Source organism: Mesorhizobium sp. M1A.F.Ca.IN.020.04.1.1, assembly GCF_003997315.1.
Lineage (GTDB): Bacteria > Pseudomonadota > Alphaproteobacteria > Rhizobiales > Rhizobiaceae > Mesorhizobium.
This window is the reverse complement of the sequence record NZ_RZSN01000001.1, coordinates 82,640-107,959: the sequence shown is the minus strand read 5'-3', so window position 1 is coordinate 107,959 and position 25,320 is coordinate 82,640. Positions and strand designations below refer to the sequence as shown.

Sequence of the window (25,320 nt, the reverse complement as noted above, 5' to 3'; positions counted from 1 at the left end):
TCAGGGAATAGAGACGGCGGGCCGCTCTGGCACCTTGGGCTGCTCGCCCACGGCTGATGGAGGTGGGCCATCATATTGGACGCCGCCTTCATCACCGATGGTGGCGGTGACTTGGCCGCCCTCTCCGGCGCCGTCCTTGGCCTCTTGGAGGGCTCCCGCTTGCCCCGGAGTGTATGGCAGGCGGTAGTAGACCGCCGGCCCGCCATCAGGCTTCAGGAGCGCCCATATGGCTACGTCAATTTCGATGTCTGCCCCAACGACGACATACCGCCCCGGAGGCGGCTCTGTGATGCGAGCCGAGCCAGTGGGGATATAGACAGCCAGCGCGGCGACGGTGACGGCCAGAGGGAGCGCTAAGGCCAGCCAGCGGCCGGCATACCAGGCGAAGATGCAAAGCAGGAGCGCGAGGCCGAGCCAATCGGACGCAAGCGTAATCATGTTGCCGCCCTCACCGCCTTGAACACCTTGTTCTCAGAGCCGGGAACCAGATTGCCCTGCCCATCGAGCTTAAACCGGATCACGGTCCGTTCCTGCTTTGCCCGCAGTTCCATGTCAGCCTTTGTCAGGAAGGCGCCGTTCAGCGCCACCTCAACATGAACCGTGAGCGGCGCCTGGAGGCTGTAGCCGTGGATGTTCACCACGTACTCACCGGCCGGCGTAGAGCGGGCAAAGGCGCTTTCGCAGTTGATGGGACTGTCGTCATTGACGATGCCCATGTCGTCGCGAAGCAGTGACCACACCAGACCGGATTTGCGGCTGTAGCCGACCGGCTTTGTGTCCTTGGGATCGGAGACCCACACGTCAACGTCAGTTGGGCCGGGGGGCCAGCACGCAAGGACAGCAATCGTTCCCGGCGGCGGAAGTGTTTCCTGGTCCTTAGCCTTTGGATTGATCTGCGGCAGGGCGAGGAAGTTGAAGGCCGACTGGACGAATGTGAGGACAAGCAAGACATCAACGAAAGCCCAGAGCCAAACATGGTCCGAGTGGCGTCTAGCCATCAGCTTTGTCCTGTGCGGTCGCGAGGATGCGAAGATTGACTGATGTCCATAGCGCCAGAGAGAGACCGACAAGCGTCGAACCGAACGCCGTACCGGCCCCGGAGAGCAGTTGCGCGCCTGCCTTGCGCACGCCTTCCGGCGTCCCCAGGTCATCGATATTCACGCCACCGAAGGCGTTCAGGAAGCCGATGGCGTTCCCGATAATGCCGAGGATGAAAAGCGCCGCGAAAAGGTCATAGAGGTGAGCGCTGCCAATGCGGGCTGCGTCGGCTGAGATTTTGCCGACCCGGCTGGCCTGCCAGAATGTGGACACAACGCCAGCCACGAACACGGCAGCGATGATATAGGCCATATGCGCGCCATCGGCCTCGACAACACGGGCCACGTAACCACACCACCATGCCCAAGCCAGGAAGCAAGTGCCGGCAAAATTTGCTATGAAGAGTTTGATCATTGTGCCGCCACCGTCGGGCATTTAGGGAGAAGAAGATTGGCCGGCAGGAAAAGCATGGTGTTCGGCTCATCGCCCTCAGCCGCAGACGGAACCTTGGCCTTTTGAAGATATCTGTGGAGGCCATCCGGCAGGCTCTTGAGCCACATGGACCACAGCTTGCGCGCGCCCCTCGCCGCCGACTTCGTGCGAACAACCTTGCCGTCCTGCAAAATGAATGGCTTGTGGAAGGCGAAGAAGGCCCCCGCGTCTGCGGCGCACGCCTTGATTCCGGTGAATTCCTTCAGGAGAACCAGCGTGCAGGAGCTGGCACACATGCCTCGATAGCGAATGATTGCGCCCTCATCGGACAGGCGCTTGTAGTTCTTGTAATAGGTCATCACGCTTCCGCCTCCATCGTTCTGAATGTCGATGACTTGGAGGGGACGCTGCGGCTCAATCTCGGCATGTGCCTGGATGGTGAGGAATACAGTCATGAACGTGGCGAGCGCCAACGTTGCCAGCAGAATCGAGAACGCAACCCAGAAGCGCGGATTTTCGCCCACGGCGGTATTCCTTTCGAAGGAGGGAGGGTATGCTTACGGAGAACCGCGCAGCGCCAGCCACATCAGGCCAAGGGCGCCAGCTATGAGGATGCCGACTGCGGTAACGAGGGACTGCTGCTTTACGGTGGCGACGGATTCGCGCCATGCCCGGAGGTGTTGGAGATCCTTCTGGAACTCCAACGGGTCTTCGGTATCGACGCCAAGCCGCGTCAATGTCTGGTCTACGGTCTCAGCGACAATGCGCCTGATCTCATGCTCGGTCACGGCGCATTCCCTTCAAGTGCAGCGGCGGTGTTGTCATAGTGGCGCGCGCACCTTTGGACGCGGGCATTGGCGCGATCGGTGGCGCGTCTCTCGCGCTTCAGGACTGAGAGCGCTTCCGCGCCTACCGGAATCGGCGCATGTGGCTCGATCGCGCGGCAGTCGCTCGGCAATGACGGAAGATGCACGCCAGCCGCCGCTTGACCCTTTTGAGACGCTGCGTTGTGGAGCATCTTCTCAAGGCTTGAGCAGCCAGCGACGGTCGTCATCGCTGATGTGACAAGAACGACCCTTAGCAGCCAGTTCAGCCTCATGGAATTTGATCTCCTGTTCCAAAGCCTCATCGGCTGCACGGTTCTTTTCTTGCTCTGCGGCGAGCAGTTCGGCATATTGGGAAAGGGCTTTGCGTCCGACATCTAACTGGCGCTCGGTCTCGGCAAGCTTGGCCTTGGCGGCATCCAGTTCGACTTGCTTGACATAGCCGGCGAGCGCTTCATGGCGGGTGCTGGCATCATGCGCAGCGAGCCAGACCCGAAAGCCGATGACGGCAAGGACGACGGCAAGCGCGCCTGTGACGATGCGGCCAAGCTTGGTGCCGATGGCGAGTTCGATGAGAGCCATCATTGCGATTTCATCCATCTGACGAACGGCGACAGAACCTTGACGGTGATGCAGAGTCCCCAAGCACCGCCGATGAGCAGAAGGCCGTAGAGGAGCCAGAACATTAGAGACCCCGAAGACACAACTCGCGCTCTTTGGCGCGGCGCTTGGTCAGGCCGGGGAAAGTGATGCCGGCGGCCTTGTTCCACTTCATCAGGGCATCGCAGCCTTCGCGGGTGCGGCCTTCATTGATGAGCCGCACAACGCTCGACTTGCAGGCAGCGCCCACGCCAACGTTGTAGGCGAAGGAAACGAGCGCAACGAAGCGACCGTCGGGTATCTGGGCAGTTGTGCATGCCTCGATGCCGTTGGCGTACTTCTGAAGGCTGTTGATGAGCATCGCCTTGCATTCGGCAATGCTGTGGTAATCGCCTTTGTGGACGTTGTGGGTTTCGCCGTAACACACGGTCCATGGAGGACCGCCCGTCGCCGGATCGGGGTAGGCGTTCTGTCGAAGCCCCTCGAAGCCCCCAATAAGCGTCACGGCCACGGCAGCGGCTGCCGAGCCTTTCTTCAGGCGGGACATGAGAGCTCCTACTTGTTCCGGTAGAGATGCCCAATCCCAGAGGCGATGGCGAAGAACAGGCCAAGGCAGGCATAGACAAGCGGCGGGATCGGGAGCGTTCCTTCGAACAGGGGCCATACACTCGCCAGCGCCTCACAGAGCATCATGAGGATTGCCAGGTAGGCGGCGTGGAAGCGAACCCGGCGGGCGAGAGTTTCCTTGCGCATGGGACGCAACATCAGACGGAGTTGCGGGTGGCAATCCAGAGGATGCCGAGATTTTTCGTGGAGGCGAAGCCGTTCTTCACCTTGTACCGAGTCGCCGCGCCGTCATAATAGACGCCGATCTGCGATGTGGTCGGCGTGCTACTGACAACGTAGGAGGCATCACCGCCGATCTTGGTCACGACGCCGCCGCCGCAAAGGAAGAGCCCCACTACCCCGGTTGCTCCGTTCTCATTGAGAAGAAGCAGCCCAGAATTGTTCGAAAGGCTGATCTCTGACCCGCTTGTGATGTTCTGACTGTTGCCCGCAACGTTCAAAGCAGGGCCGGTTTGTGGTGCCACTGACAACGCCGCCGAAGTGCCAGTTGCAGCGCCAATGTTCGGGGTAACGAGGGTCGGCGACGTTGCAAAGACGAGGGCACCGGAGCCCGTTTCGTCGGTTACGGCAGCGGCGAGCTGTGCACTGGTACCGCCCGCTAGGAACGTCGCCATGCCCGTGGCGAAGCCAGAGATGCCGGTTGAGACTGGCAAACCTGTTCCGTTAGCCAGCCCGATAGACGCAGGCGAACCCGTCGCATTAGTCAGGGTAAGCGCTGAGGGCGTCCCCAGATTGGGCGTGACCAAAACTGGGGATGTGGCAAAAACAGCCGCACCAGTCCCAGTTTCATCAGTCAGCAACGCTCGCAGATTTGCGCTCGATGGCGTCGTCGCGAATGTGTCGAAGCCGGCCGCGCGAGAGATGGCCGCCCATGAGGTCAGATCGGCATCGAGAGGCTGGTAGAGCGACCCAAGCGCGCTAAGGGGCGCATGGACCTCCTGCCCGGAAGCGAGGAGTTTCACGCGAACCTTTGTCTGGTCGCTAATACTCTCTATCGGGATGGGTGTTTGAACCATCAATTAACCACAAATATTTCTACCAGGGAATCTTGCGCGTTCCGAAGACAGGCCGCATATTTTTATTATGCGAGCGAGGGCTTTTCTTCTTCCTACAATGATTTGTTTAGCTTTGGCTAATGTAGCACAAGCTGGAAAGAACGATGCCGAGTGGAATCCGCCGGCCCGTTTTGATCACCCTTACAAAGGTGAGTTGTTAGTCAGGAAGTTGCCGCAGGATAAGGTTTACGAAGCCTGTCGAGTTCTGTTCAGCCTCTATAACGTCCCGGCTTCTTCGTATCCAAACCAGCGCGGCTGTGCGATTCTAACATCCAGCCATTCATGCCTGGTCGTCACAATTGACAAGCCTTACATGGGAACTACGCCTGAGGCAGTATTGCGGCATGAGAACGGGCATTGCGTAGGATGGCCGGCAGACCACCCGGATTAAAGCGGGTTGAATGTAGCAATCACGGCCGACGTTGCGCCGTTCGTGTCCGAAGCCGTGACATCAACCGACAGTGCGGCATTCGCTGCCATATTGATATCCCAAGCAACGCTGGAGACATGGCTTGCGACCAGAGAGGCGTCGGCAATCTGTTCCGTCAGGTTGGTCCAGCTTATCGGGGATGGCCCGGACGGGCCGCTCTGGCACACCGAAAGCGTCAGTCCATTCGCGGGCACATTTGCGCTCCATGGCGGCACCCCGGCACCGTTGGAATCGCCCGTGAAGACAGCAGAGCTGAGGTCATATCCCGTCACCCTCAGAACGTAAAAACGCATCGTCGTCGTGCCGGTGACGGTCACGGTTCCCGATGTTCCAGACGGCTGCCCGACAATGATTGCCGTTCCCGTCGCTGGCCCCCCACCAGTACCAGAGGAATGGCGCTTGATCACGGTCCCGGCTACGCCGCTGATTGTTGCTGAGAGGTTGTAAGCGCTCGCATCGTTGCCGCCGAGTGCGATTACAGCAATCCACCGGCCGCCGCCGGTTACTTCCGCCCCATAGTTGGCAACCTCGCTAGCTGAGCTGCTGGTATGGACCAGCGAAACGCTCCTCCAGGTTTTCCCATAGAAATCGGTGGGGATGACCAACGAGCCAGACGGCTTTCCTGCTAGCGTGCGCCAATTCGCATTCGGGATCGTCACTGGATAGCTATCGCCGATCTCGGCGAGGATTTGAGCGACCGTGAGCCCACCAGAGGAAGGGAGCGTCATCCCGTCACCGTCAGCGTGCCGTTGATGGTGACCGCGCCACTAGATGCAATGGTGACCTGACCTGTGGTAACGGCAACGCCACCGGGCCGCAGGGTCATGGTCCCGGCGCTGGAATTGGCGAAATTGTTGTTGGTAGAAATATAATTGACGGCCGTTACGGACCCGCTTGTGGTGATGTTTCCGCTGGTAGAGAAAGAGCCGACGCCAGAAATATTGTTGCTGTCATCAATCGTGACGCCAGAATCCTGAAGCTTGCCCGACGTGCTGTCAAAGCGCGCGATAGCATTGTCCGTGGAAGATGCCGGCCCGATCGCGGCAGCAAGATTGGAGGGGGTGATGGCGCGCGACGTGTCAGACCGAGCGATTGCCTCCGCATCCGTTGCCAGCTCGACACCGCCCGATGATGTCGTGGTGGCAGCCGGAATACCTGTCGGGTTGACCAATATCCAGCCGCCGGCTGCCGCATTGGCAGCCGTGGAGTACTGGACGATATAGATGCCGCCAGCTTGGATCTCCGCTCCGGTAAGAGCGGAATCGCCGCTTGTCGTCATCTTGCGGATGGCTTTGGCGCCGATGCTGTTCACATTGAGCGTAGCCGCCGTCGTATTGTCCGAAGCCGCCGTGAAGGCCAGGATAATGCCGTTGGCATAGGCTGAGAACGCGGAGTTGGCCGTTACCGTGAGGGCATCTGCGGTGCCGCCGGCTGTCAGCGAGCCGCCGATGTCTTTGACGAGTTCGGCATTCCGGCCCATCATCTGGCGCCCGGAATTGTTCACCGTGGACGGGGCTTGGCCCTCAGCCCAATTGATGCTGCCGTCCGCCGTGGCATTATTGGCGGCGGTCGTGCTCCAGTCATAGATACTTGAGATGGTAGCCTCCTATTATCCGAGAAGCCGCTGTTTCAAAAGAATGTCGGAGATCGGCGTGGCCTGAAGCTGCTTCAGCAGGCTGTTGCCGGTCTGGCGGGCATCGCCCATTGGCTTGAAGCGAACGGGAGGGGCGTCTGGCGTCTGCGCAAGTGCCGAGAAGAAGCCTTGAAGCGGCGATTTCGTGTCACCGGACGATGCGTAGGCCGCGACATCGGCGGGAACCGACGTGTCATGATTGGCGAGGAGCCCACCGGGTGATTGAGTGGCGGGAGCAAGACCGGGCGCTGGATAGCTTTCCTGCCCCTTCGGGCCGTCAGGAAGCGCCGCATACGGGCTCGGAGCCGCGAACGGCACGCCCTTAGCATTGTCGGTGAAATAGTGGTTGCCGATCTTCATGGCGTTGCTGGAATTGAGATTCCGGGCCCATGAAGCAGTGGATGCACCCGGATTAGCATAGTAGAGCGCATTTCCCGCGACATCGGGGAGTTGCCCGCTTATGAGCTGCGAGGCGACATTACGGGCATCCGGGCCGATCTTCGTTGACTGGCCCTGAAACTGGTTGCGGGCAAGCGCCTGAGCAACGGGGGACGAGCCGTAGCCCGAGAAATTCTGGTTGGCGCGATTGCGGATGACATCGGCCACCGCCTGCATGCCGAGAAGGCCCTCGCCCCCTGCCTCGCCTTGGAGGATGGAGGCAAGGGTTTCGAGATCATTCCCCAGATAATTCGGGGTTCCGACGTAGGCCATGGCATTGCCTCGAAAGATGCATTATGTGTTTGGGATGCAAATTGAGCATGACCCGAAGGAACCGCCGCGAGACAGGACCGGCAGCGGCGTTCTATGGGGGAGCGCCGGCATGGTGGCGCTAATCTGGCTGGTCTTTCTAACCCTGGTGGGCGTTGACTGGCGTTCCGCTCTGCTTGGTGGGTTAACGGGCGGGGTCTTCGTTGCCATCATGACCGAGGTCACAGGCAACAAAGTCCCGCCATGGATGCGCGGTTAACGCCCTTCGATCGCCGGCAAACCCGCCGAGCGCAATAGAGCCGCGATATAGGCTTGCGTGGCAGGAGAGGCCCCGGTAGCAGCGGCCTGGTTCCCGAGGTAGCGCTGGATGAGCGGGTTCATCAGCGCCGCGCCCGCACCCTTCTGAAGCGCATAGCCCGCTGCCGCGCCTGCTGCCGCGCTTTTCAGATCGCCACCCGATGCCCCGCCATAGCCCGCGCCGATGACTGTAGGAGCAAATGCACCAAGGCTGCGCGCTGATATGCGGGATGCCGTGCCCGAGTTGGGAAGCGGCGTGAGAACCGCTTGCCCTGCCTTGGCAAGATCGGTGAAATCACTGCCGCCCGTTGCGAAGCCGCCGCGATTGCCCGTGGAGGCAGCAACGCGCAACTGAGCGGGATTGATAAGACCGAGGCCGGCATCCGCCGTTCCGCCGGTAGATGCACGCTCGACAACCTTGTAATTGCCGTACTGCTTGCGCAGCACCTTCCAAGCCCCGAGATCAGCCGGATTGATCGAGCGTTCCATGGCGTCGTCAAGGGAATCGCGAAGACCCTTAAACGCTGATTTAAGCGTCTGGTTGGTGGTGGACTGAGCGGCTTGTGAGAGATCGGAACGGATGGTCTGGTATTCCGGGCCAGAAAGCGTGCCGTTGTTGGCGCGCACTCGCTGCACGATGTCGTCAACCAGATTGTTGATGATGGGCTTCTGCTGGGTCTCAAGAAGCTTGCCGTAGCGATTGAGCGTCTTGCCCATGTCCTGTGCAAGCTGCCGATCGGCTACCATCGTATTGCGGCTGGCGAGATCGTCAAACTGCTGGCCGAGATTGCCCTTGAGCGCCGCGAGATTATCGGGAGTCGCGCGGCCCGAGCCGCCGGCCTTCTGCATGGCGGCATTGGTGAAGGCTTCGGCCTGGTTTTCCATCATGTTGGCGGCCTTGTTGCCGCCAAGCTCGCTCTCGGCATAGCGCAGCGCGTTGGAGCCGGTGCGCTGGCCCGCAGTGACGGGCACGCCTTCCTGAGCCAAAACGTTGACCGCTGCTTCACGCTCGGGAGATGAGGCAAATGGGCTGACGAGTTTCTGGGCGCCCTTGGTGATGCCCGCAGCTAGATAGGGCGCTCCGAAGCCTACAGCGCCGCCAATAAGCGCACCCGTGCCGCCACCAATGGCGCGGTCTTTCAGGTCGCCGTTGGCGTTACCCGCGCCAAGAAGACCGCCGTAAATGCCGCTGTCCAGAGCCGTGCCCAGAGCAACCTTGCCGAGCCCGCCGCCAGCCTTGGCAGCGTTCGCGCCAAAGCCAGCGCCGCCTGTGGCTACACCTTGAGCGAGACCGCCGCCGATCTGACCAGCCAAATATGAGCCAGGATTGTCAGCCTGAGCCTTTGCATCGTCGGCGCGCATTTCCTGCAAGACTTGCTTGCGCGGAACGCCGGTGAGAGCCGAGCCGAGAACCGAGGCCAGTTCATCGCCGAAGCCGAATGTGGTCGAGTTCGCGGCACCCATGGCGGCCGAGCCGCCCATGCCATAATTCTGCGGCGAGAATGCGGGAACGCCTACAGGCTGACCGGTGTTCGGATCGATCGGCGTTTCCCGTGAGGCGCCGTTGCGGATGGCTTTCGCGCGGGCAACGCCGGCCTGAGCGCGCGCTGCAGCATCGGCTGTCCCATCCGATTTGAAATCCTCCCAGGGCTTGCGCTGCTCTTGTGCTTGGTAAAACCTGTCCTGAGCCTTATGGAGCGCCTGAGCGTACATGTCAGCATGTTCCGGCGTGTCGAAAACGCCGAGTTGCTGGCCCGTCTTGCCGTACTGCTGCACCGCCTCATCGTCGGACATAATGCGCCCGTCTGGCGAGACGGTTGGAACTAGGATTTCGCCTCCGTCCGTCCCGAACGACATAGAGCGTACAGTGCTGATGCTGCCATCTGAATTGCGCACAATCGGACGCGCAGCAAGGTCAATATTGCCCTGCGCCTTCATGCCAGGGAACGGGCCGATCGGGCTTGCCGCAACCCGCTTTTGCGATTGATACTCTTCCCACGGAAGCGGCATTTATTTCGCCTTTTCCCAGTTCGAAGGCTCGGAGGGATCGCCGCCCTTGAAGCGGTAGCCGTAGCGGGTTTCGCCGACCACTGGAGCGGCCTTTGGCTGATTTGCCTGGGGAGCATTGTCCGGATTGCCGCCCCTGCCCTGCAAGACGCGGCTCTTCACGCTTTCCAGTTCGCTCTTGAGCCGGTCCAGCTTGGTTGACATCGAGCTGGCATCATCCGTGTAGGTCGGCAGATAGCGGAAGGCATAAGCGGCGGCTTCCGTTGATGGCATGCCCGCACCAGTCAGCATGCGCTGAAGGGAATCCACGCCGGTCTGAATCTGGCGGTAGGTCTCTGCACCAGGATAAGCGGAGTCGTTGCGCGAGCGGAACGCATCATAGAGGCCGGTGACTTCGCCATTGGCGACCTTCTGCCTAATGGTGTCGAAGTTGTTCAGGAAAGTATCAGCCAAGCCAATGCGGCCGGCTGCCTCGCTCGGGATCTGTGTCGCTGGACCGCCGGGGATCGGAACGACGCCTTCGGCCTGATTGGCTGGGTCTTTCCACATATACCCGGACGGCAGTTTGGTTCCGGTATCGATGTTGACCTGATTGCGGCCCGCCTCCTTCATCTTGACCATGAAGTCCATGAGCGTGCCCTTGAAGCCCTGCTTCACGGCAGCATCATATTCCTTCATGTCGGAGGTCGCGGTGTCGCCCTTGGCGCCAAGGTTGCCAGTGAGAATGAAGCTGCGCCCCTCTTCCGACTGCGGATCAAGCCCATACTGCTGTGCTGCCTGCGCGCGCTGGTCGAACTCGGTCAGGCCACCCCCGCGCGAGCGCTGGAGGATATAGGAGCGCAATGCACCCTTGTCCGAAGCAAGGACCGTCGCCGTGCCGGGATCGAGCCCCTGAGACTGAAGCCAACTCGTCGTCCGATTCCTCGCCGTGGTCTTGGGCGCGAAGACTTCGCCAAGGATGCCGCCCAAACCGCCTCCGTTTGACATAGGCGCGGCCTGTGGAGCGTTTTGCGGCATCGGCTGGGCTTGCGGGGCCTGGAAGGCAAGCGGCTGCTGTGGAGCCTGCTGGACGGGAGCCGACTGCGGGCGCGCGAATGCTGCCTGAAGCGCGTTCGGGTTGTTGTGATCCCCGACCTGAGCCGCAGCCATGGGCGGAACGGCCTGCTGGGTGCCGTTCGGGTTCAGGATCGCAGCAAGGAGCGACTGAAGGTCCACCGCGAAACTCCTTTACCCGGCCATCGCGCCGCCGAGGCCGCCGCGCCCGTTGCCGCTGCCTCCGTGCCTCTCTTCGACGGGCTTTTTCGGTGCTGCTGTCGGCGCTGCCATCACGGGCGTGCGCGCCAGCATCCTTGCAACGGTCGCGGCCTGCGTCTCCGCAAGGCTTGGCGACAGGGCACCCGGATATTGAGGCGCCGAAATGGGAGCGATAGGCGTCTGCATGTAGCCATGGAACGGCGCATTCGTCCCGGGCGTGACTGCGCCCATGGGAGACGGGCCAATCTGCGGGGTGGATTGAGTGGAACCGCCCATTTATTTGCCTCCGAACAGACCGCCCACGGCACCGAGAGCGCCAAGCGGATTTGAGGATGAGGAATGCCCGGTCTGCGTGCCATAATCGCCGGCAGCACCCGAAGCCGCAGCCTGGAGAAGGCCAAGCCGTGTCCAGTCTTGATTGTCCTGCGCATACCACTGGCTGACGAGATCGGAGAGTTGCTTCTGCGCCTGGGTGTCAAGTAGACCACCCGCTTGCAAGGTTGCGTTCGCGCCAGTGATGGCGTTGTTAAACTGTTGCTGATCCTGGCCCGACATTGCGTTGGTTGCGCTCAGGGCGCGATCGAGGCCGGCATTCCTTGAGGCATCCAACTGATTGTTGGCCGCCAACATGTTCTGGGTGTCCTGATTGAACTGGTTCATCAGGGCATTGGAGCGGATGTTGCCGAGCTGGCTGGTGAGAACGCCGGTATTCGCGCCCGAGCCATAGCGGCCCGCGCCGGAAAACTGGCTCTGGACCTGTGCCGCCGTCTGATCAAGCTGCCCTTTCAACGCATCGTTGAAATACGGGTTGCCGCTGGTGAGATAGGAGCCATTCGCCATGTTCTGAAGGTTCTGCTCCGAATAGGACGGCGACACCGAAGCCGCGCCGATCCCCTCGAACATCGGCCGCGTGCCGGCGGTATTCGTATTCGCGCCAGCCGTGGCAAGTTGGTTGATGCCGGAAACGGTCGTGCCCGACAGGTCGGCAACAGTCGGGCCGGAGAACGTGTTGCCGCCAGCGCCGGAGTTGTAGATGTTCTGCGCTTCTGTCGCGCTCTTTTCAAATAGAGGTTGGGCCCACTTAGGGGGACTAGAAGTTTGCGACGACGACGTTGACGATCCCATGGCGAAGGCCCTTTTTATTCCAACCAAGCCCAGGTTTTACGGCTATGGATATCTTTGATGTGGGAGCGGGAAAGGCTAAACTTGGCCGCCGTTTTGCTTAGTGAAAGAGTGCCCTTGAGAGACCGGATTTCGCGAACGAGATCCTCTGTCAATTTTGCCTGCCCATTTCGCTGGCCGTTGGTGCGCGTCCCGTGTCCAATTTTGTCTTCGTCATTTTCAGAATGGGTCTTCCACGAAAGATGGCGCTTGGTCACACAGGCATCACCGCCCCGGCCACATGAATGAGCAGCTTCGTGTCGCGGAGTTGGAGGCGCTCCATGTGCCTCCTCGCACAGAAGGCGAGACACCAATTTGACGGCGCGACCAACACCAATGACTCCGTAGCCGGTGTTGACTTTGGCGAACGGCCAAATCAGACATTCGTCCCCATCGTAGGAAAGCACAACCTCGCGATAGAAGCGGAGCGCTTCCCCTCTTGCCGCCTTCTTCTGCTTGTTTGAGCCCCCAATTGGGCGTAGAGATTTGATAGCCATTTCGACCTCCGTAACAGGTTGGCTTGGTTAGGGCCTCGCGGTGGTGCAAACACCGTTTTGAGGCCCGAATTTTATAGCAGATTCAATCCTTTGCCGCAATCTTCCTGTAAAGCACCGCGTATGGCTTGTATCCGAACTCGGCCAGGAGAGGTTTCCACCCTTCCCGGCCTTCGACTGCTGTCACATGGCATCCGTTTTGAGCGGCGAACGCTTCAACCGCTTCGCAAAGCTCTCGCTTGTATTTCTGAACGTCGCGGCCGGCTAAATCACAGAGAGTGAATATTCGCTGGCCTGTCGCATCGACGGTCCTGATCGTGGACATGCCAATCGAGACGAACTTGTCGCCTTCAAGAATGAGCCAGAGCGTTTTCTTCCCGCTCAAGAACTCCTGAAACAGTGCTGCCGTGGTCACATCGCCGGGGAAGCGATCGGCGAGCCGGCTCATCTCATGGACCACATCGGACAGGTACGGGCCTAAGCGGTCGAGATTCCATTCGCTGGCGTTGTAGACTGTGTATTTGCTCAACGGCGCCCCGCTGGCTGCGCTGCGATGTCCACGCCCTGGGCCTGTGTCCAGTCTTCACCGGCCGGGATTGTCACCCTCACCCGCTGGAACCGGGCGGAGTTCAGCTTGTCGAAGCGTCCCGTTGCCGATGTTCCGGTGATCTCTCCAGTGTAGGAAACCGCCTCGCCACGCTTGAACCTGGAGCCAATGGCAATCGTGCAGTTGTCGTTGTCCACCACCGGATAAACGGAGGTGATCAGCGTCACGCCGCCCGTGATGTCGCCCTGTTCCTGTGTGGTGATGACGGCCTCTTTCGGCTGGCCGTTGAAAAAGCCCATTTGAAAGCTGCTGTTGAAAGCCGCAAGGACCGGCGCCCCGCCCTGCCAGACCTTGGAATCTAGCGAATAGGGCAATGCATCGAGACTGGACGAAACCGCATCCAATCCTTCGAGTGTGTAGCCAGCCGTCGCGGCCGGGAAGATGCCGTAATTGACTTGGCTGGCCTTGGACCAGCGCTGAAGCAACCAGTCATAGGTCAAGATGGTGTTGAAGGAGCCCGTTCCGCCGATGTCCATGGTCCAATAGGCGCGGGAATAGAACGGATCGATCGCCCCGACCATCGAACCGATATCCGACGACGCCAATTGCCCGAAAATCGTCCTTGACACCTTCTCAAAGCCGATATCGGCAATCGAACCATCCGCCGCGATCTGGAAAAACGAACCTTCGTCGGCAAAGAAGGTGTTTTCGCCTCTTGACGCGATGGAATAAGGTGATTTTGCACCCCTCTTGTCGTGGATCTTCACGAAGGAGAAGATGATGGACGAACCGGGGACGAAGGTGCCCAGATAAATGGCCCGTTCCATGAAAATCAGCGGGTTTGTTGCCCTCGATGAGCCCTGGACCGCGCCGCCTTCAGGGAAACTCTGTGTGTCGGAATTGTCCGTGCCGATTGTCCAGCCGGTGATATCGTTCAAGGCTGACCAATGCACCGCACTCGCATCCGTGGCGAGCTGCATCAGGCAGAGAAAATCGCCCCACGCCTTGACAAACGCTGCTTTCGGAGGTGACCCTGCAAGATTGTCGAAATCGGTCGAGACGCCGAGGTGATAGACCTGTGGGTTGTCGTTGATGTTGACCGCGACGACATATTCGCCGAACTGCTCAAAGCACCACTGCGCGTCATCGTTGGCGGCATAGGTCGTGGCGGACTTGGAAACGTCCTCCCAAGTCAATGTGGTGTTGTCGAGCTTCCACAGCTTGGTCGCCGTGCCGGCAAAGGTGCTTACTTGTCCGCTCAGGCTGCGAGCCTGGAAATAGCCGAGTGGCTTGGCAGAGAGTGCCGATGTCAGCGCGGCAAAGTCAGGGAATGGAATATACGAATTGACCGAACACAGGACGTTTGAGATGTCGCCCGTGGTCTGTCCATTCAGTTCTGCCTTGTCCGGCTCCCAGGCCGAAAACGGCACTGTCGTCACCGGTTGCCCCACCTGATAAAACCAACCGGGTCCATCTTCTCATGGGCCTTAATCGGGTTACCGTCGGAATCCAAAACACCAGTATCGATAAGTTCGAAATCCTCGTAGACGGTGCGGGCCAAATAATCCTCACCGTCCACGTTCTCATCGATATTCGCCGTGCGCGGGACACGCTTGATGGAAACATAAACACGGGTCATGGCGTTTGAGACCTAATGCGCATTCCGGCGCGGGCATAATTCGCCATCACATTGGCACCGTTCAGCCCAGCCACCAGCGTCCGCAAAGCTGCGCCATGCTTGGCTGCTTCGTCATTGTCGCGCACATAGTCCGAGATGAACATCAGGCAGCCGCGAAAATAGACTTGCGGCGCCTTGGTGATCAGCCAATTGGTGGTCGTCGTGCCGTCGAGATTGGCTAGCTTCTGGTAATAGGTGAGTTCGACATCGTTCGAGACCAACGGGAAGGTGTAGAGGCTCGATCCGATAATGGTGAAATTCGACCCCAATCCACCGAAACGGCTAGGCCAAAGCACCTCTGCCTGGTCCGGCGTGATATAGGTCAGTTCGCGACGGGTCGATGCATCTTCGACAACACGCCGATATTGCAAATAGTCGGTTGGGAGAGTGCAGACGCCGCTTGCGGGCGTCAGACTCGTCACCACTTCCATTTCCCGGCAGCGTAGCGGTTCATCCTGAGGATCTTGACCGCCGAAGTTAAGGTAGTCAGTCGTGAACCGGATAGTATCGTCCACGATGGCCGCCACATCACCGCGCGCCGACCAATCAAGAACTGTCGATTTTAGGCTGGCATAGTCGGTAATGGCCATCAGACGCGCCCTCGCGAAGTGCGGAACCGCGAATTGTCGCTATCGTTGAGGACTTTCGACAGATAGCGCTTGTCGCCGCCATCGATGGCATCGCCAAGCCCGGTCTTCTCGAAGAAGGTCAACGGCACGGAGGCAACACGCTGGTAATCCCCGAACCTGACGCCGTGCGACGCCTTTTCGGCTTCCGCATTGGCATCGAGGATTGCGTCTATCTCCTGCTCGACATGAGCGCCCTTGAGATTGCCCTGATCATCGAAGATCAGCCAGACAGTTCGGCCGATCTCCGGGTCATGATCAAAGAAGACGCGGTGGTCGGCCATTATTCGGCCGGCTCCTTGCCGGGGCGCGCCACGCCTGCTTCATACCAGCGATCGGCCATGTCGGCAGGCACCTTGATCGTCTCGCCGGCAAGATGCTTTTCGTCTTCGACCGGGAATGCATCACGCAGCAGATAGACCCAAGTGTCGGAAGCGGCCTTGATCGCCGCAATGTCGGCGTCCCTCTTGGACTCCTGTGCCTCTTGCACCTTTTCGGCCAGGGTATCGACCGACCAACGGCCATCGACTTCCATGCCGAGCGCTTTTGCTTGGCCAAGAAGAACCTTCCTGGCTTCCAGATTGTTTTCGTCTGCCAATTGTATCTCTCCGAAGGGAAAGGGCGGCCCCGGAGAGCCGCCCAGTTGATGTTACACGGCAGCCGAAAGCGGCGTGGCCAGCGTGCCGGAGCCGACCAGATGGCCAAGGACCATCCAGACGTTGGTAGCCACGTCACGCAATTCGAGGTACGAGCCGACGATACCGCCGGTTGTCGTGCCGTTCATGGTGATCGTGTCATCCGTGCCGCCGGCCGCTTCATGCGTGCCGGCACCCGTGGTCGTGGTAGCGGTCGTGAGAACGCCGACCATCGTGTCGCTGGAGTTCGCCACCTGAACGATGTCGTTGTTCGACGTGACGGTCGTGCCGACCATGACGTAGTAGACATCGCCAGTGCCGGAGGCGGCCGGGAGCGTCACGGTGACGCCGGCCGCGCGGTTGAGCACGGTCACCGTGTCGCGGTGAATATGCCGGTCGAGCGTAACGGTCGAAGCCGTTACAGAGATGGGCTTCATGGGCTGTGCCATTGTCGTTTCTCCTATCAGGTCGAAGCCGTCAGGCCGAAGACGTCGGCAACGACGCCGATGCCAGCCTGGTTGACGACTTTGAGGCAGCCTTCCGCGATCAGGACGCCATTCTCGGCATCGCCGGTCTTGGCAACCGTGTCTTCCTGGATGGCGCGGAGGGTCATCCACTTCACCATGTCAGGATCGAGCGCAAAGACGCGACGGGCAGTCGCGGCAGCCGTGCTCATGACGCGGTTCGGCATCACCTTCACCGGACCCCACGGGCTTTCGTAGATGTCAGCCGTGCCGATGATGGTGTTCGTGCCCTTGCCGGCCGCATAGCGGAAGGAGGCCACGTTGCTGTCCGACATGAAGGTCGCAAACACGCCCTTGTTGTAGGGCGAGACAACGACCGTGGTGACATCGCCGCCGTTCTGATAGATCGACTGCAACACACTGTCGGTCAGGGCCTTGGTCCACGCACGCAGCGTGCCGGTGGTCTCGACGGTCGTGACGCCGGACGAGAAGCCGCCGGACGAGCCGCCAGCGCCGCGCGAGACGTTCGAGGTCAGCCAGGTCGGCAGGCCGCCGGAACGACGCGGGTCCGAGTTCGTCGATGCCGTATTGACGACGATGGAATACTCCATGTCCTTACGGATCGCCTTGCCCTTCTTCATCAGTTCGTGCGCGCGCTTTTCGGCATTGCCGGCGTTGTCAACCGCCTGCTGGGTGCCGGAAAACCGGAACGTCTTGGTGAAGATCTGCGTGTAGTTGCCGACGCGAGTGGGCGGCGACACGGCATCGAAGGTGTACTCGTTGCCTTCCGGCTGCGCATTGTCGCCGGTCGTATCGAGGCTTTCATACTCCCATTCGGGATGCTTCGACGCGGCCTTGGACTTGCCGGCCATGGTATAGATGGGCGTGTCGGTCGGGGTGATCATCGAGACGAAATCGTCAAGTTCTTCCCTGTTGCCGACCGCCTGGGTGGTCAGGACGGTATTGGCTACGGTAGCCATGGGAATTATCCTTTTCTGGATGCGAGATAGGCTGCCGCCGCATCGGCGACGGTGCCGGTTTGCTTCAGACGGGTGATTGCATCCGTGGCGCGCCTGGCCTTCTGAGCGTCCGGTGTCAGCCGCTTGCCCGATTTCTGCACCGGGGGGCGGCCTTCGACCTGCTGAACGGCCTTGGGCTTGTTCGCTTGCAGCTTGTCCCAGAGCGCTGCCTTGTGCAGCACCAGGGCCATGCGGTGATCATAAGGAACGGCTTCCGCGATCTCTTCCTTGCTGAAGCCGGCCGCCAGTCCTGCGGATTGCAGGCCGGAGGCGAAGGCATTCAGCTTGGCCGAGTCTCGAAGCGACGGGATTTTCCCCAGAAGCTTCTCGCCCTCCGAATTGGCCCGCTCGTTCCGCTCCTTGGCAATCTTCTGCTCGGTCTGTTGCCGGGCGGCTTCGGATTGCTGGTGGAGATGGTTGAGGCTGGCCATCCAATTGTCGTAGTTGGCCTTGGCCGCGATATACGTGATCGGGTCGTAATCGGGGGTGCCAGCTTCGAGAAGGCGCGCGTCGGGAGCCGGCGGCATGATCTGCTGGAGCAGACTGGACATGAAAGCCCGCTGCTCATTCACCTGCTGCATGGATGCTTGTAGGGCGGAAGATTGTGCCTCGAAGGCTCGCCGCTCGTCGGAGAGGCCCATTGTCTTCTGCCGATAATCCCGATCGCGCAAGTTGCCTTGGATGAGATCGGAAACGGTTAGCACGGACCCATCGGGCAGCTTCACCTTGCCATTTGCGGCAACGAATCTGCCTTTGTCGTCCGGCTCGTCTTCGGTCTCTTCCGCAGCCTGACTTTCGTCGTCGGTCTCGCCGTCGTCCTCGCCTTCATCCTGATCGGATGCCTGCAATTCGTCGTCGGCCTCTTCGCCTTCGATAGGCTTGTCCTGCACGGGTTGGCCCTTGTCGGCTCCCTGCGAGGTGGCTTTCACAAAGGCGCTTGCTGCCTGTTCAATAGACAGCGATGCGCCGCCACCGATCTCGGTGTCGTCGTCTTCCATGTTGTTTCCTTGGATTGCCAGTTCCGCTAAGGGTTGACTGGCCGGTTTCCGGGGATCAGACGATGCCCGGCTTCTTTTTCGGCTTTCCCTGACGGATGAAACCCTCAAGGTTGCCTCGAAGTTCGTCCACGACCTTGACCCTTGCCTGAAGGGCGAGGATGGCGTCGAGATTGGTTGCCTCTACCTGAACAAGGCTTTCGAGCGCGCTGGAGCGGATCGCATTGAGCGCCCCCTGGAATGCCTCATTGTCTGCGAGCGCCTGAGAAAGCTGCGCCAGCGCTTCGGCCGTCGCCATCAGTTCGTTTCTACGATGTATTCGACGGAATTGGTGAATGCCGTGCAGTTAAGGCGAAGCGTGGTCAGCGTCGGGCGATCGTAGACCTGAACATAATCCGCCGTAATTGCCGTCACAGCCTTGATCCAGTTGCCGGACGGCATCTGCTCTTCGATATCCACCGAAGCGGTGCCGGAGAAATCCATCTTGATGGAGAATTTCGTCCCAGCGATAGCGCCCGTGGCGCCCGTGCCGGAAATCGTTCCTGCGAGAATGGCCATGCCAGGCTCCTTATGTCGTCATTGCGATGAGTTCGGCATCCGTGAATGTCACGCCCGAGCCCATCTTGAACACTTCCGTCACGCCGTAGATCGAGCGTGAGCCGGCGCCGTTGGTCGAAAGGTCAAAGTGGTCCATTGTCGCGTCAGCCGTGGCACCAGTGCCCGAAACGACCGCTCCACCATTGACGCAGAGCTTGATTACCCCGCCTGCTGTGAAATAGCCTGCGACCTTGTTGACCTGATCGAGGCCAACCCTGAACGCCGAATCCGCAGATTGAACTGAGCCCGAACCTTCAGCGTAGGTAACGGCGTTGTTGGCAATCACCGTGCAGAACATCGATGTCGCGCCCGTGATCAGGCCGGCGCCGTTGCCGCGCTCCGAGCGTCCTTGCCAATAGAAGGCATGAGGCTGGCGAGCGGCGGTAATGAGTGTGTTCGGTGCAGCATCGGCAATGTCAGCCGTCGGCCTGGACTGGGTGTTGAGGACGGTCGCGGTCGTGGTGGCGACGCGATCGCGCTTCGGAAGATTGACCGAGTTGGCAGCCGAGATCAGTTCGCCGAAGTCAACAGAGATCTGATCGCCAGGCGTTCCCATGCGAATGCCGACGACAGGATTTGTCACAGCAGCCTGCGTGATGAACTTCAACTGATAGTTGCCGTTCAGGCCCGATTCGATCGAAGCCCAAGTCGTACCGTTGTCTACAGTGAATTCGACCGTTCCCGTGCCGTTCGAGCGCTTGATCATGAACGAAAACACCACCTGGCTGGATGCCAGCGTGATGGATTGTTTGATCGTGCCGTTGGCGACGTTGCAGGTGATGCGCGAAGCGGCGTTGTTGGTGCCGTCCGCTCCGGTCGCCGCTTTTGCAGCGGTAAGATCCGTCGTGTTCGATATCACCCATGCGGCGTTGGTGAGATCGCGATTCCACAACAGCCGGTTGGTTAGGGACGGAGAACTCCAAACCCCGCCAGTTGACCGGCGAAGGCCAGCATTGCCGACAGAGACCATCGTTCCGGTCCCATCCGAAACGGACGGCAGGAAACAGGCTACCGAGTTCGTGCCATCGCGGAAGAGCCGGCCATCGTTTGTGTTTGAGCCATATGGCTGCGTTCCGCCAATGGCCGTTCCAGCGGTGAAATCAATCACGTACTGGAATGAGTTGAGACCGCCCCTCTTGCCCTGATGTGGCGGATAAATGACCGTCGCTTGCGGCAGTCGTGCGGGCGAGCGAAGCAGCGTCATCCCGGCTGCCCGCCCATCTCAACGGGTGATGTGCTCACGCTAGGCTGCTTATAGTAACCAGATGCCGCCTTCAGGTTCATCTCGCGCGTGGCCAGCGCTTCTTTCAGCGTGATCTCGGCCGTCAGCTGCTCGCGCTTCAGTTCCAGCTCTGCTGCCAATTGCTCGCGCTTCAGCTGGATATCGGCAACGGCTTTTTGCTGCTGAAGAGCCGCGTCCTGCTGTGCCTTCTGCGCATCGATCTGCAATTGAGCCTGGTGCTTCTGGATTTCGGCTTGCACCTTCGGATCGGGCTGCTGTGACGCCTGCTGCATGGCTTGCGCCATTGCCTTCATGTCGTCGGCCGTGATCGTCGGGAAATAGTGCTCTGGGTTTCTCAAGCCGGACGATTCCGTGAGCTTGATGGCCGCGTTCATGATCTTCGGGATGAACTCCAGCGCCTTCATCTGGCCACCCGGAATGGCGCTGAGACGCGCCGCGATCGCCGCCTGCGTGCTCATAATGACATTGAGCATCGACATGTCGCGATCACGCGAGCCCGTGCCAAGACCGACATTGATCGTTACATCCATGTCGGCATTCCAGAAGCGTGGGTCGATCTTGACCGGTTTGCCGGCCATCATGATCACACGCTCGCCCTGATGCTTGATCATCAGCCGCATCAGCTTGCGGAAGACCTTGCGCCAGCCCCATTCGGCCATGTTGCGGGCGACCATCTCTACCTGGCTGTAACCGGCGTCCTTGCCTTCCCTCACTGCTTCCGCCGTCTGGTTCTGCAAAGCCTGGGGATCGAGCGCCATGGTGCCGCGTCCGACACCCGTGCGGCGCTGAACTACCTCATCCTGATATGCAATTGCCTCAAAGGCATGGTTGGCGACGAAAGGAACGGCCAAGTCTTCAATTTCGGCATTAGCCTCGCCGATGACGACGCCACCAAAGGTGGGCGAGACAAGCTCGTCCATATTCTTGATGGTGCCCTTGGCGAACCGCTGCGGATTGTTGGCCGCATAAACGTTGTTCAGCGCCTGACGAAGCAGAACCGTCTTGACATCCTGCACGTCCATCGTCTCGTCGGAGATCGAGCGGGCATCCCAGCGGTGAGGCACTGGCTCACAAGGAATATCATCGAAGGGGTGCTCGTCCTCCCAGACCTCCCAATCCAGCAACTTGCCGCTGTCCGAACCGGCAAAGCAGGCCCGAACCAGCTCTGCCTCACCGTCGTCATCGACATCGATCCTGATGAAGCATTCGTAATAGTCCACCAGGTCCATCGACTTGTCGGTGGCTTCCTGGTCGAATGTCATCGGGCTGCGGGATGACTCTTCCGGCGTCTGGTTCTTGGCCGACTGCGGAATGGACCAGATGACATCCTTGTCATACCCCATCTCGACAAGCTCAGTCCTGGCCTTGCGCTCCCAATGGGCCGTGAAGGCGGCTTCGTCTGTCGAAATGGCGTTCTGATCAATCAGGAATTGCTCTGGAGGGATGACCTCGATGCAGAACTTGCCTTCGGCCTTCTTGCGCTTGATCTTGACATCGAACGATTTGGCCTCGATCGGCTGCCCCGTGGCCTCATCCACAGTGAGAACCATCTTTTCGCTCTGGGCTAGCACTTCCGGCTTTTCACCGTCGTCATCGGGCTCAAGAAGCAGCGCTAGTTGGTCTTCGCTCAGACCACTATGGAACGACGACGTGTAGATCGGATATTCGTCGTAATAGGTCTTGACCACGCCATTGCCGACGAGAAGTGCATCCCACGTCGCGTTATAGACGATCTCGTAGCCCTTGTTGTCCTTCCAGAACACATAATTCATGCCGTCCGTGGCTTCGCGGGCGAATGCCTGGTCCTCCTCACCAACGGGCTCAGCCTCGGCCATGCGATCGGACGCGGTGAACACGCGCATGATGCCGGGCAGCATCCAGCCGATCGTGTCGGCCACATCGCGCGAAACGACCTTGGAGCGCCCTACCTCTGGCGGAACATAGGCATCCAGACTGCCGAGATAGTAATCCAGCGCCTTGGAGCGGGATTTCTCGCGCTCATTGCGATCATGGTTCTTCGCAAGATGAATCTGCGTCGAGACAATCGCGCTGAGCTGTTCGTCTGTCAGTGCTGCCATCTAGACAACCCAATCCATTTTGCGCTTCAGCATCGAGGCCGATGGCTTAACCTCGGCATAGCGCAGCATCATCAAGGCGTAGCGAGAGGCCGACAGCACGTCGTCGCGCTCCTTGACGATCTTGCCGTCCTTGCGGTGATAGAGGCGCCGCTCTTCTAGCCATTCCGTGCAACTATCGAAGACTTTCCAACGGCCGGTCAGCATGCGATCGAGCATTGCCGCCAGACCAGCTTCAACACCGATGCCGCCCTCTTCCCACTGGGCATTCTCAGGCAGCATATTGAGGCCCTGAGCCTTGTATTGGGCAGCCAATTGATCGCCTGAGCCCTTGTCGTGCTGAAAACCGTCATGCGGCCAGGAGCAGGGCACCCATTCTCCCCATGGCTTGATTGCTGCCGCATGAATGACTGGCGTCGTCTGCCGGCTGCGATAATTCTTGCAGACGTAGACGATATCGGCGTCTCGATCCCAAGCCAGATTGACCGCCGCGAAGGGATGGTCATAGCCGAAGTCAAGCCCATTGATCTGCGGCCAGATCGCCGGAATGGCGAATGGCTTGCAGATGATCTCCTCCTCCAGCACAGGGAAGATGAGACCGGACCCGAGCGTCGGAATGCCCTTGGATCTCGCTTCCCGTTCATGCGCCGGGTAACTGGCGATGATCCTTGCCCGCTCCTCGGGCGAATAGTGCTCCGCGTCATCGATCGTCATTGACGTGACGATGCGCGAATCCTGGCCGGGATCATCCTTCGCCGGCATGATGAAGCGGCTGACGACAGTGGACATGCCCAAGAGAGGCGTGAAAGTAGTCTGCGCGAACTGCCCGCGCTGGCCGTTGTTGGTGCGCGTCAGTCCTTCGGAATAAATATCCTCAGGCGGCTCCTCATCGAACCAGATGCCGTCTACAGTCGGCCCCTGCCACTTCTCGCGGCCCTTTTCATAAGCCTTGAAGGCGATAATGCTCTCACCGGCCTGAACGTCGCCGCCACCGCCCCAGCGAACCACGACCGTATCGAGGAGATTGGGAACGCCCACAGCACGAGTGCGATCGCGAATACAGTCAGCAGGAATAAATCCCGTGCCCCACTCTTCTTCCTTGGCTGGAGGCCCCACCAGAATACGCTGCGGATTATCACGCGTGCTTTCGCCTGTAACCGAACCAGCCCAGAGCAAGGGAGCTTGGTTGAATGATGCACCCTCCCACCAGTCGGGATATCTTCCTGTGAGATGCATTGCCCATTCGGCGCCGCCGGCAACCGTCTTGCCGAGCTGATTGCCCGCCATGAACAGGCGCTCGCTGTGCGTTGCGCCGGCCTTGTGGAAGATCTTCTGCTTTGCGTACGGGCGATAAAGGCGAAGCTTGTTAGTGCGCAGTCGCCGGTCCAGAACCGACGCCAGTTCCGCTCGCTCCCTCAGCATCGAGGAAAGGCCGGATTGCGGCATCGAGGGACCGGATGCGCTCGATAAGCTGCTCATCCGTCATCGTATCCGTTTGATTGATATTGACGTTCAGATCCTTCGGCAGGATCGAGGCGACGACCTTCAGATAGGCGTCTGGCTTCTCCGCGCGAACGCGAGTGATGGCAGCCGGGCCGTTTGCCTCCCAATCAGCCAGCATATCCTCGATGAAGGCTTCGCCGAGCTTGGAGCGCGCACCCTTCGGCCGGCCCCCATTACCGCTATTGCCCGCTAAAAAGCGGCCAGTCTTGTCGTCTTTGGCTGGCTTGTCCATCAGCGTCCGATCAGATCCTTGACCATTGTCGGAAACGAACCGAAAGGGTGGTTTGACTAAGCTGATGCACCGCCGGACTCTTTGCCGGCTACCATGCGGAGCGCTTTCGCAATGAGGTTCGCATACCCCCAGTTGTCGGGACCGTGCACGAAGAGGACCTTGCCGTTGATGAGGAGCGCATCACCTTGGGCGGTCGAGACAACCTTGGCACAGGCGCAGTCCTCAAGAAAGGATTCCTCCTGTTTCTTGATTTCCTCGGACCAAGGAGTGTTTATGGCCTGTGCGTTCAGGTTCACTCGTATTCTCCGTTGTTCCATCCTGACATGATGATGAACCTCGGCTACTCTGCCGATGGGAGGCGATGGCTCAGACAATCGCCTTGTCCCTCTATATGGCTTTGACGGCGGCGATCACGAACGATCAGCGCTTATCCCAACCCGATGCGTTTCGACGCGACGGGGGCGACCGGCAAACTCGTGATTTGTGGGATTTCTGGCAACATTACCGCCAGTACAATGAACCTAGCATCTCACGCGCGCGACTGTCAAGCCCCTGAAATTTATCGCGTCGAAAATTTCCAGAGAACGGCCAGCACATCGAGGTAGGAACGCAGATTGTCGGTCATGGTGTCCCGCTGCCGGCGCGTCTCCGTCAGTTCGTGAATCGACATGCCCTGCCCTGCGATGTAGCCCACCAGGCGATAGGCATATTCGCCATGCGCCTTGAGCAGCGCTTTTCTCGCCTCGCTGAGTTCGAAACCAGCTTCCAGTTGGCGAACCGTGATTGGCTCTGCAATGCCACCGCCGTCAACGGGCTCTCGGCTATAGTCGAGAGCGCCAGCTCCGGCGCCGCCCATGCGCTCCCACAGGGCACGGAAGCGATCGGCTGCCGCTGTCTGCGCCTCATCAATCACACCCTTTGCCGCAAGCGTGGTAATGGCGCTCTCGCGAATGTTGATCGGCTGCTGGACATAGCGGACATTGGTCCTCACGCCATCGTGGGCGCGAGACCAGTTCGGGTTCTCGATCTCAGCCATGCCGATCTCGATATGCTGAGAAACGAACTCTGGCTTTTTCCTTGTCGCGCCCTTTGCCATGTAGTGTCCTCGTTAGGATTGCTTGGGAGTCCGCGTTCTGCGCTTGTGGT

Annotated in this window: 34 protein-coding genes; all 34 read right to left on the bottom strand. The window is 59.8% G+C overall.

The window, feature by feature from the left end; translation table 11 throughout:
* On the bottom strand, positions 1-438 hold the full coding sequence (locus EOA49_RS00630) for a hypothetical protein (protein WP_127242966.1): 438 nt from the start codon (positions 436-438) through the stop codon (positions 1-3).
* A complete protein-coding gene (locus EOA49_RS00625; RefSeq protein ID WP_127242964.1) occupies positions 435-998 on the bottom strand; it encodes a hypothetical protein in 564 nt (187 codons plus the stop codon). Before EOA49_RS00625 ends, EOA49_RS00630 begins: the two co-directional genes overlap by 4 nt.
* Positions 991-1,452 (bottom strand): hypothetical protein, encoded by a 462-nt coding sequence (locus EOA49_RS00620; RefSeq protein WP_127242962.1) that lies wholly within the window; start codon positions 1,450-1,452, stop codon positions 991-993. The genes EOA49_RS00625 and EOA49_RS00620 overlap by 8 nt, the downstream gene beginning before the upstream one ends.
* Positions 1,449-1,994, bottom strand: coding sequence for a hypothetical protein (locus EOA49_RS00615; RefSeq protein ID WP_127242960.1), 546 nt, complete (start codon positions 1,992-1,994; stop codon positions 1,449-1,451). Before EOA49_RS00615 ends, EOA49_RS00620 begins: the two co-directional genes overlap by 4 nt.
* Positions 1,995-2,027: 33 nt before the next feature.
* Positions 2,028-2,258, bottom strand: a complete 231-nt coding sequence (locus EOA49_RS00610) for a hypothetical protein (RefSeq protein WP_127242958.1) — start codon at positions 2,256-2,258, stop codon at positions 2,028-2,030.
* Between the two features lie 234 nt (positions 2,259-2,492).
* Entirely contained in the window at positions 2,493-2,879 is a 387-nt protein-coding gene (locus EOA49_RS00600; RefSeq protein WP_127242954.1) for a hypothetical protein, read from the bottom strand.
* Positions 2,880-2,979: 100 nt separating this feature from the next.
* On the bottom strand, positions 2,980-3,441 hold the full coding sequence (locus EOA49_RS00595; RefSeq protein WP_127242952.1) for a lysozyme: 462 nt from the start codon (positions 3,439-3,441) through the stop codon (positions 2,980-2,982).
* A gap of 8 nt (positions 3,442-3,449) precedes the next feature.
* The gene (locus tag EOA49_RS00590) at positions 3,450-3,647 is read right to left on the bottom strand and encodes a hypothetical protein (RefSeq protein ID WP_127242950.1); all 198 of its coding nucleotides are present in this window, start codon (positions 3,645-3,647) and stop codon (positions 3,450-3,452) included.
* 11 nt (positions 3,648-3,658) lie between these two features.
* Positions 3,659-4,483 carry a hypothetical protein gene (locus EOA49_RS00585; protein WP_164749183.1) on the bottom strand — a complete coding sequence of 275 codons (825 nt, stop codon included), beginning with the start codon at positions 4,481-4,483 and terminating at the stop codon, positions 3,659-3,661.
* Positions 4,484-4,963: 480 nt separating this feature from the next.
* Positions 4,964-5,734, bottom strand: a complete 771-nt coding sequence (locus EOA49_RS00580) for a hypothetical protein (protein ID WP_127242946.1) — start codon at positions 5,732-5,734, stop codon at positions 4,964-4,966.
* On the bottom strand, positions 5,731-6,486 hold the full coding sequence (locus EOA49_RS00575) for a hypothetical protein (RefSeq protein ID WP_127242944.1): 756 nt from the start codon (positions 6,484-6,486) through the stop codon (positions 5,731-5,733). Before EOA49_RS00575 ends, EOA49_RS00580 begins: the two co-directional genes overlap by 4 nt.
* 129 nt (positions 6,487-6,615) lie before the next feature.
* The gene (locus EOA49_RS00570) at positions 6,616-7,350 is read right to left on the bottom strand and encodes a cell wall hydrolase (protein ID WP_127242942.1); all 735 of its coding nucleotides are present in this window, start codon (positions 7,348-7,350) and stop codon (positions 6,616-6,618) included.
* A 252-nt stretch (positions 7,351-7,602) separates the two neighbouring features.
* A complete protein-coding gene (locus EOA49_RS00565; protein WP_127242940.1) occupies positions 7,603-9,654 on the bottom strand; it encodes a hypothetical protein in 2,052 nt (683 codons plus the stop codon).
* Complete coding sequence (locus EOA49_RS00560) at positions 9,655-10,620, bottom strand: hypothetical protein (RefSeq protein WP_164749181.1); 966 nt, start codon at positions 10,618-10,620, stop codon at positions 9,655-9,657. It abuts the gene before it with no gap.
* 258 nt (positions 10,621-10,878) lie between these two features.
* On the bottom strand, positions 10,879-11,181 hold the full coding sequence (locus tag EOA49_RS00555) for a hypothetical protein (protein WP_127242936.1): 303 nt from the start codon (positions 11,179-11,181) through the stop codon (positions 10,879-10,881).
* The gene (locus EOA49_RS00550) at positions 11,182-12,030 is read right to left on the bottom strand and encodes a tail fiber domain-containing protein (RefSeq protein ID WP_127242934.1); all 849 of its coding nucleotides are present in this window, start codon (positions 12,028-12,030) and stop codon (positions 11,182-11,184) included.
* Between the two features lie 14 nt (positions 12,031-12,044).
* On the bottom strand, positions 12,045-12,563 hold the full coding sequence (locus EOA49_RS00545) for a hypothetical protein (protein ID WP_127242932.1): 519 nt from the start codon (positions 12,561-12,563) through the stop codon (positions 12,045-12,047).
* Between the two features lie 82 nt (positions 12,564-12,645).
* Positions 12,646-13,089, bottom strand: coding sequence for a hypothetical protein (locus EOA49_RS00540; protein WP_127242931.1), 444 nt, complete (start codon positions 13,087-13,089; stop codon positions 12,646-12,648).
* Entirely contained in the window at positions 13,086-14,546 is a 1,461-nt protein-coding gene (locus EOA49_RS00535; RefSeq protein ID WP_245460463.1) for a hypothetical protein, read from the bottom strand. Before EOA49_RS00535 ends, EOA49_RS00540 begins: the two co-directional genes overlap by 4 nt.
* Complete coding sequence (locus EOA49_RS00530; protein ID WP_127242929.1) at positions 14,543-14,746, bottom strand: hypothetical protein; 204 nt, start codon at positions 14,744-14,746, stop codon at positions 14,543-14,545. Before EOA49_RS00530 ends, EOA49_RS00535 begins: the two co-directional genes overlap by 4 nt.
* Complete coding sequence (locus EOA49_RS00525) at positions 14,743-15,375, bottom strand: hypothetical protein (protein ID WP_127242927.1); 633 nt, start codon at positions 15,373-15,375, stop codon at positions 14,743-14,745. The genes EOA49_RS00530 and EOA49_RS00525 overlap by 4 nt, the downstream gene beginning before the upstream one ends.
* The gene (locus EOA49_RS00520; RefSeq protein WP_127242925.1) at positions 15,375-15,695 is read right to left on the bottom strand and encodes a hypothetical protein; all 321 of its coding nucleotides are present in this window, start codon (positions 15,693-15,695) and stop codon (positions 15,375-15,377) included. The genes EOA49_RS00525 and EOA49_RS00520 overlap by 1 nt, the downstream gene beginning before the upstream one ends.
* Positions 15,695-16,009, bottom strand: a complete 315-nt coding sequence (locus EOA49_RS00515; protein ID WP_127242923.1) for a hypothetical protein — start codon at positions 16,007-16,009, stop codon at positions 15,695-15,697. Before EOA49_RS00515 ends, EOA49_RS00520 begins: the two co-directional genes overlap by 1 nt.
* A 51-nt stretch (positions 16,010-16,060) precedes the next feature.
* Entirely contained in the window at positions 16,061-16,495 is a 435-nt protein-coding gene (locus tag EOA49_RS00510; RefSeq protein WP_245460462.1) for a hypothetical protein, read from the bottom strand.
* Positions 16,496-16,509: 14 nt separating this feature from the next.
* Positions 16,510-17,490 (bottom strand): DUF5309 domain-containing protein, encoded by a 981-nt coding sequence (locus tag EOA49_RS00505; protein ID WP_127242921.1) that lies wholly within the window; start codon positions 17,488-17,490, stop codon positions 16,510-16,512.
* Positions 17,491-17,495: 5 nt separating this feature from the next.
* Positions 17,496-18,635 carry a hypothetical protein gene (locus EOA49_RS00500; RefSeq protein WP_127242919.1) on the bottom strand — a complete coding sequence of 380 codons (1,140 nt, stop codon included), beginning with the start codon at positions 18,633-18,635 and terminating at the stop codon, positions 17,496-17,498.
* A complete protein-coding gene (locus EOA49_RS00495; RefSeq protein WP_127242918.1) occupies positions 18,583-18,822 on the bottom strand; it encodes a hypothetical protein in 240 nt (79 codons plus the stop codon). The genes EOA49_RS00500 and EOA49_RS00495 overlap by 53 nt, the downstream gene beginning before the upstream one ends.
* Positions 18,822-19,082 carry a hypothetical protein gene (locus EOA49_RS00490; protein WP_127242916.1) on the bottom strand — a complete coding sequence of 87 codons (261 nt, stop codon included), beginning with the start codon at positions 19,080-19,082 and terminating at the stop codon, positions 18,822-18,824. The genes EOA49_RS00495 and EOA49_RS00490 overlap by 1 nt, the downstream gene beginning before the upstream one ends.
* 10 nt (positions 19,083-19,092) lie before the next feature.
* Positions 19,093-20,325 carry a hypothetical protein gene (locus tag EOA49_RS00485; RefSeq protein WP_127242914.1) on the bottom strand — a complete coding sequence of 411 codons (1,233 nt, stop codon included), beginning with the start codon at positions 20,323-20,325 and terminating at the stop codon, positions 19,093-19,095.
* A complete protein-coding gene (locus tag EOA49_RS00480; protein WP_127242912.1) occupies positions 20,322-22,442 on the bottom strand; it encodes a hypothetical protein in 2,121 nt (706 codons plus the stop codon). The genes EOA49_RS00485 and EOA49_RS00480 overlap by 4 nt, the downstream gene beginning before the upstream one ends.
* Complete coding sequence (locus tag EOA49_RS00475; protein ID WP_127242910.1) at positions 22,443-23,918, bottom strand: terminase family protein; 1,476 nt, start codon at positions 23,916-23,918, stop codon at positions 22,443-22,445. It abuts the gene before it with no gap.
* Positions 23,806-24,174 (bottom strand): hypothetical protein, encoded by a 369-nt coding sequence (locus tag EOA49_RS00470; protein ID WP_127242908.1) that lies wholly within the window; start codon positions 24,172-24,174, stop codon positions 23,806-23,808. The genes EOA49_RS00475 and EOA49_RS00470 overlap by 113 nt, the downstream gene beginning before the upstream one ends.
* Positions 24,175-24,230: 56 nt before the next feature.
* Positions 24,231-24,470 (bottom strand): hypothetical protein, encoded by a 240-nt coding sequence (locus EOA49_RS00465; protein ID WP_127242906.1) that lies wholly within the window; start codon positions 24,468-24,470, stop codon positions 24,231-24,233.
* A gap of 263 nt (positions 24,471-24,733) precedes the next feature.
* Positions 24,734-25,270 carry a hypothetical protein gene (locus EOA49_RS00460; protein ID WP_245460460.1) on the bottom strand — a complete coding sequence of 179 codons (537 nt, stop codon included), beginning with the start codon at positions 25,268-25,270 and terminating at the stop codon, positions 24,734-24,736.
* Between the last annotated feature and the right edge of the window lie 50 nt (positions 25,271-25,320).

Excerpts from the sequence above, each read along its gene's own strand:
- EOA49_RS00600 (WP_127242954.1), bottom strand. The coding sequence starts at position 2,879 with ATGATGGCTCTCATCGAACTCGCCATCGGCACCAAGCTTGGCCGCATC.
- EOA49_RS00490 (WP_127242916.1), bottom strand. The coding sequence starts at position 19,082 with ATGGCCATTCTCGCAGGAACGATTTCCGGCACGGGCGCCACGGGCGCT.
- EOA49_RS00595 (WP_127242952.1), bottom strand. The coding sequence starts at position 3,441 with ATGTCCCGCCTGAAGAAAGGCTCGGCAGCCGCTGCCGTGGCCGTGACG.
- EOA49_RS00520 (WP_127242925.1), bottom strand. The coding sequence starts at position 15,695 with ATGGCCGACCACCGCGTCTTCTTTGATCATGACCCGGAGATCGGCCGA.
- EOA49_RS00510 (WP_245460462.1), bottom strand. The coding sequence starts at position 16,495 with ATGGCACAGCCCATGAAGCCCATCTCTGTAACGGCTTCGACCGTTACG.
- EOA49_RS00625 (WP_127242964.1), bottom strand. The coding sequence starts at position 998 with ATGGCTAGACGCCACTCGGACCATGTTTGGCTCTGGGCTTTCGTTGAT.
- EOA49_RS00480 (WP_127242912.1), bottom strand. The coding sequence starts at position 22,442 with ATGGCAGCACTGACAGACGAACAGCTCAGCGCGATTGTCTCGACGCAG.
- EOA49_RS00470 (WP_127242908.1), bottom strand. The coding sequence starts at position 24,174 with ATGGACAAGCCAGCCAAAGACGACAAGACTGGCCGCTTTTTAGCGGGC.
- EOA49_RS00505 (WP_127242921.1), bottom strand. The coding sequence starts at position 17,490 with ATGGCTACCGTAGCCAATACCGTCCTGACCACCCAGGCGGTCGGCAAC.
- EOA49_RS00580 (WP_127242946.1), bottom strand. The coding sequence starts at position 5,734 with ATGACGCTCCCTTCCTCTGGTGGGCTCACGGTCGCTCAAATCCTCGCC.
- EOA49_RS00485 (WP_127242914.1), bottom strand. The coding sequence starts at position 20,325 with ATGACGCTGCTTCGCTCGCCCGCACGACTGCCGCAAGCGACGGTCATT.
- EOA49_RS00620 (WP_127242962.1), bottom strand. The coding sequence starts at position 1,452 with ATGATCAAACTCTTCATAGCAAATTTTGCCGGCACTTGCTTCCTGGCT.
- EOA49_RS00565 (WP_127242940.1), bottom strand. The coding sequence starts at position 9,654 with ATGCCGCTTCCGTGGGAAGAGTATCAATCGCAAAAGCGGGTTGCGGCA.
- EOA49_RS00530 (WP_127242929.1), bottom strand. The coding sequence starts at position 14,746 with ATGACCCGTGTTTATGTTTCCATCAAGCGTGTCCCGCGCACGGCGAAT.
- EOA49_RS00555 (WP_127242936.1), bottom strand. The coding sequence starts at position 11,181 with ATGGGCGGTTCCACTCAATCCACCCCGCAGATTGGCCCGTCTCCCATG.
- EOA49_RS00575 (WP_127242944.1), bottom strand. The coding sequence starts at position 6,486 with ATGGGCCGGAATGCCGAACTCGTCAAAGACATCGGCGGCTCGCTGACA.
- EOA49_RS00495 (WP_127242918.1), bottom strand. The coding sequence starts at position 18,822 with ATGGCGACGGCCGAAGCGCTGGCGCAGCTTTCTCAGGCGCTCGCAGAC.
- EOA49_RS00460 (WP_245460460.1), bottom strand. The coding sequence starts at position 25,270 with ATGGCAAAGGGCGCGACAAGGAAAAAGCCAGAGTTCGTTTCTCAGCAT.
- EOA49_RS00475 (WP_127242910.1), bottom strand. The coding sequence starts at position 23,918 with ATGAGCAGCTTATCGAGCGCATCCGGTCCCTCGATGCCGCAATCCGGC.
- EOA49_RS00545 (WP_127242932.1), bottom strand. The coding sequence starts at position 12,563 with ATGGCTATCAAATCTCTACGCCCAATTGGGGGCTCAAACAAGCAGAAG.
- EOA49_RS00525 (WP_127242927.1), bottom strand. The coding sequence starts at position 15,375 with ATGGCCATTACCGACTATGCCAGCCTAAAATCGACAGTTCTTGATTGG.
- EOA49_RS00570 (WP_127242942.1), bottom strand. The coding sequence starts at position 7,350 with ATGGCCTACGTCGGAACCCCGAATTATCTGGGGAATGATCTCGAAACC.
- EOA49_RS00550 (WP_127242934.1), bottom strand. The coding sequence starts at position 12,030 with ATGGGATCGTCAACGTCGTCGTCGCAAACTTCTAGTCCCCCTAAGTGG.
- EOA49_RS00590 (WP_127242950.1), bottom strand. The coding sequence starts at position 3,647 with ATGCGCAAGGAAACTCTCGCCCGCCGGGTTCGCTTCCACGCCGCCTAC.
- EOA49_RS00630 (WP_127242966.1), bottom strand. The coding sequence starts at position 438 with ATGATTACGCTTGCGTCCGATTGGCTCGGCCTCGCGCTCCTGCTTTGC.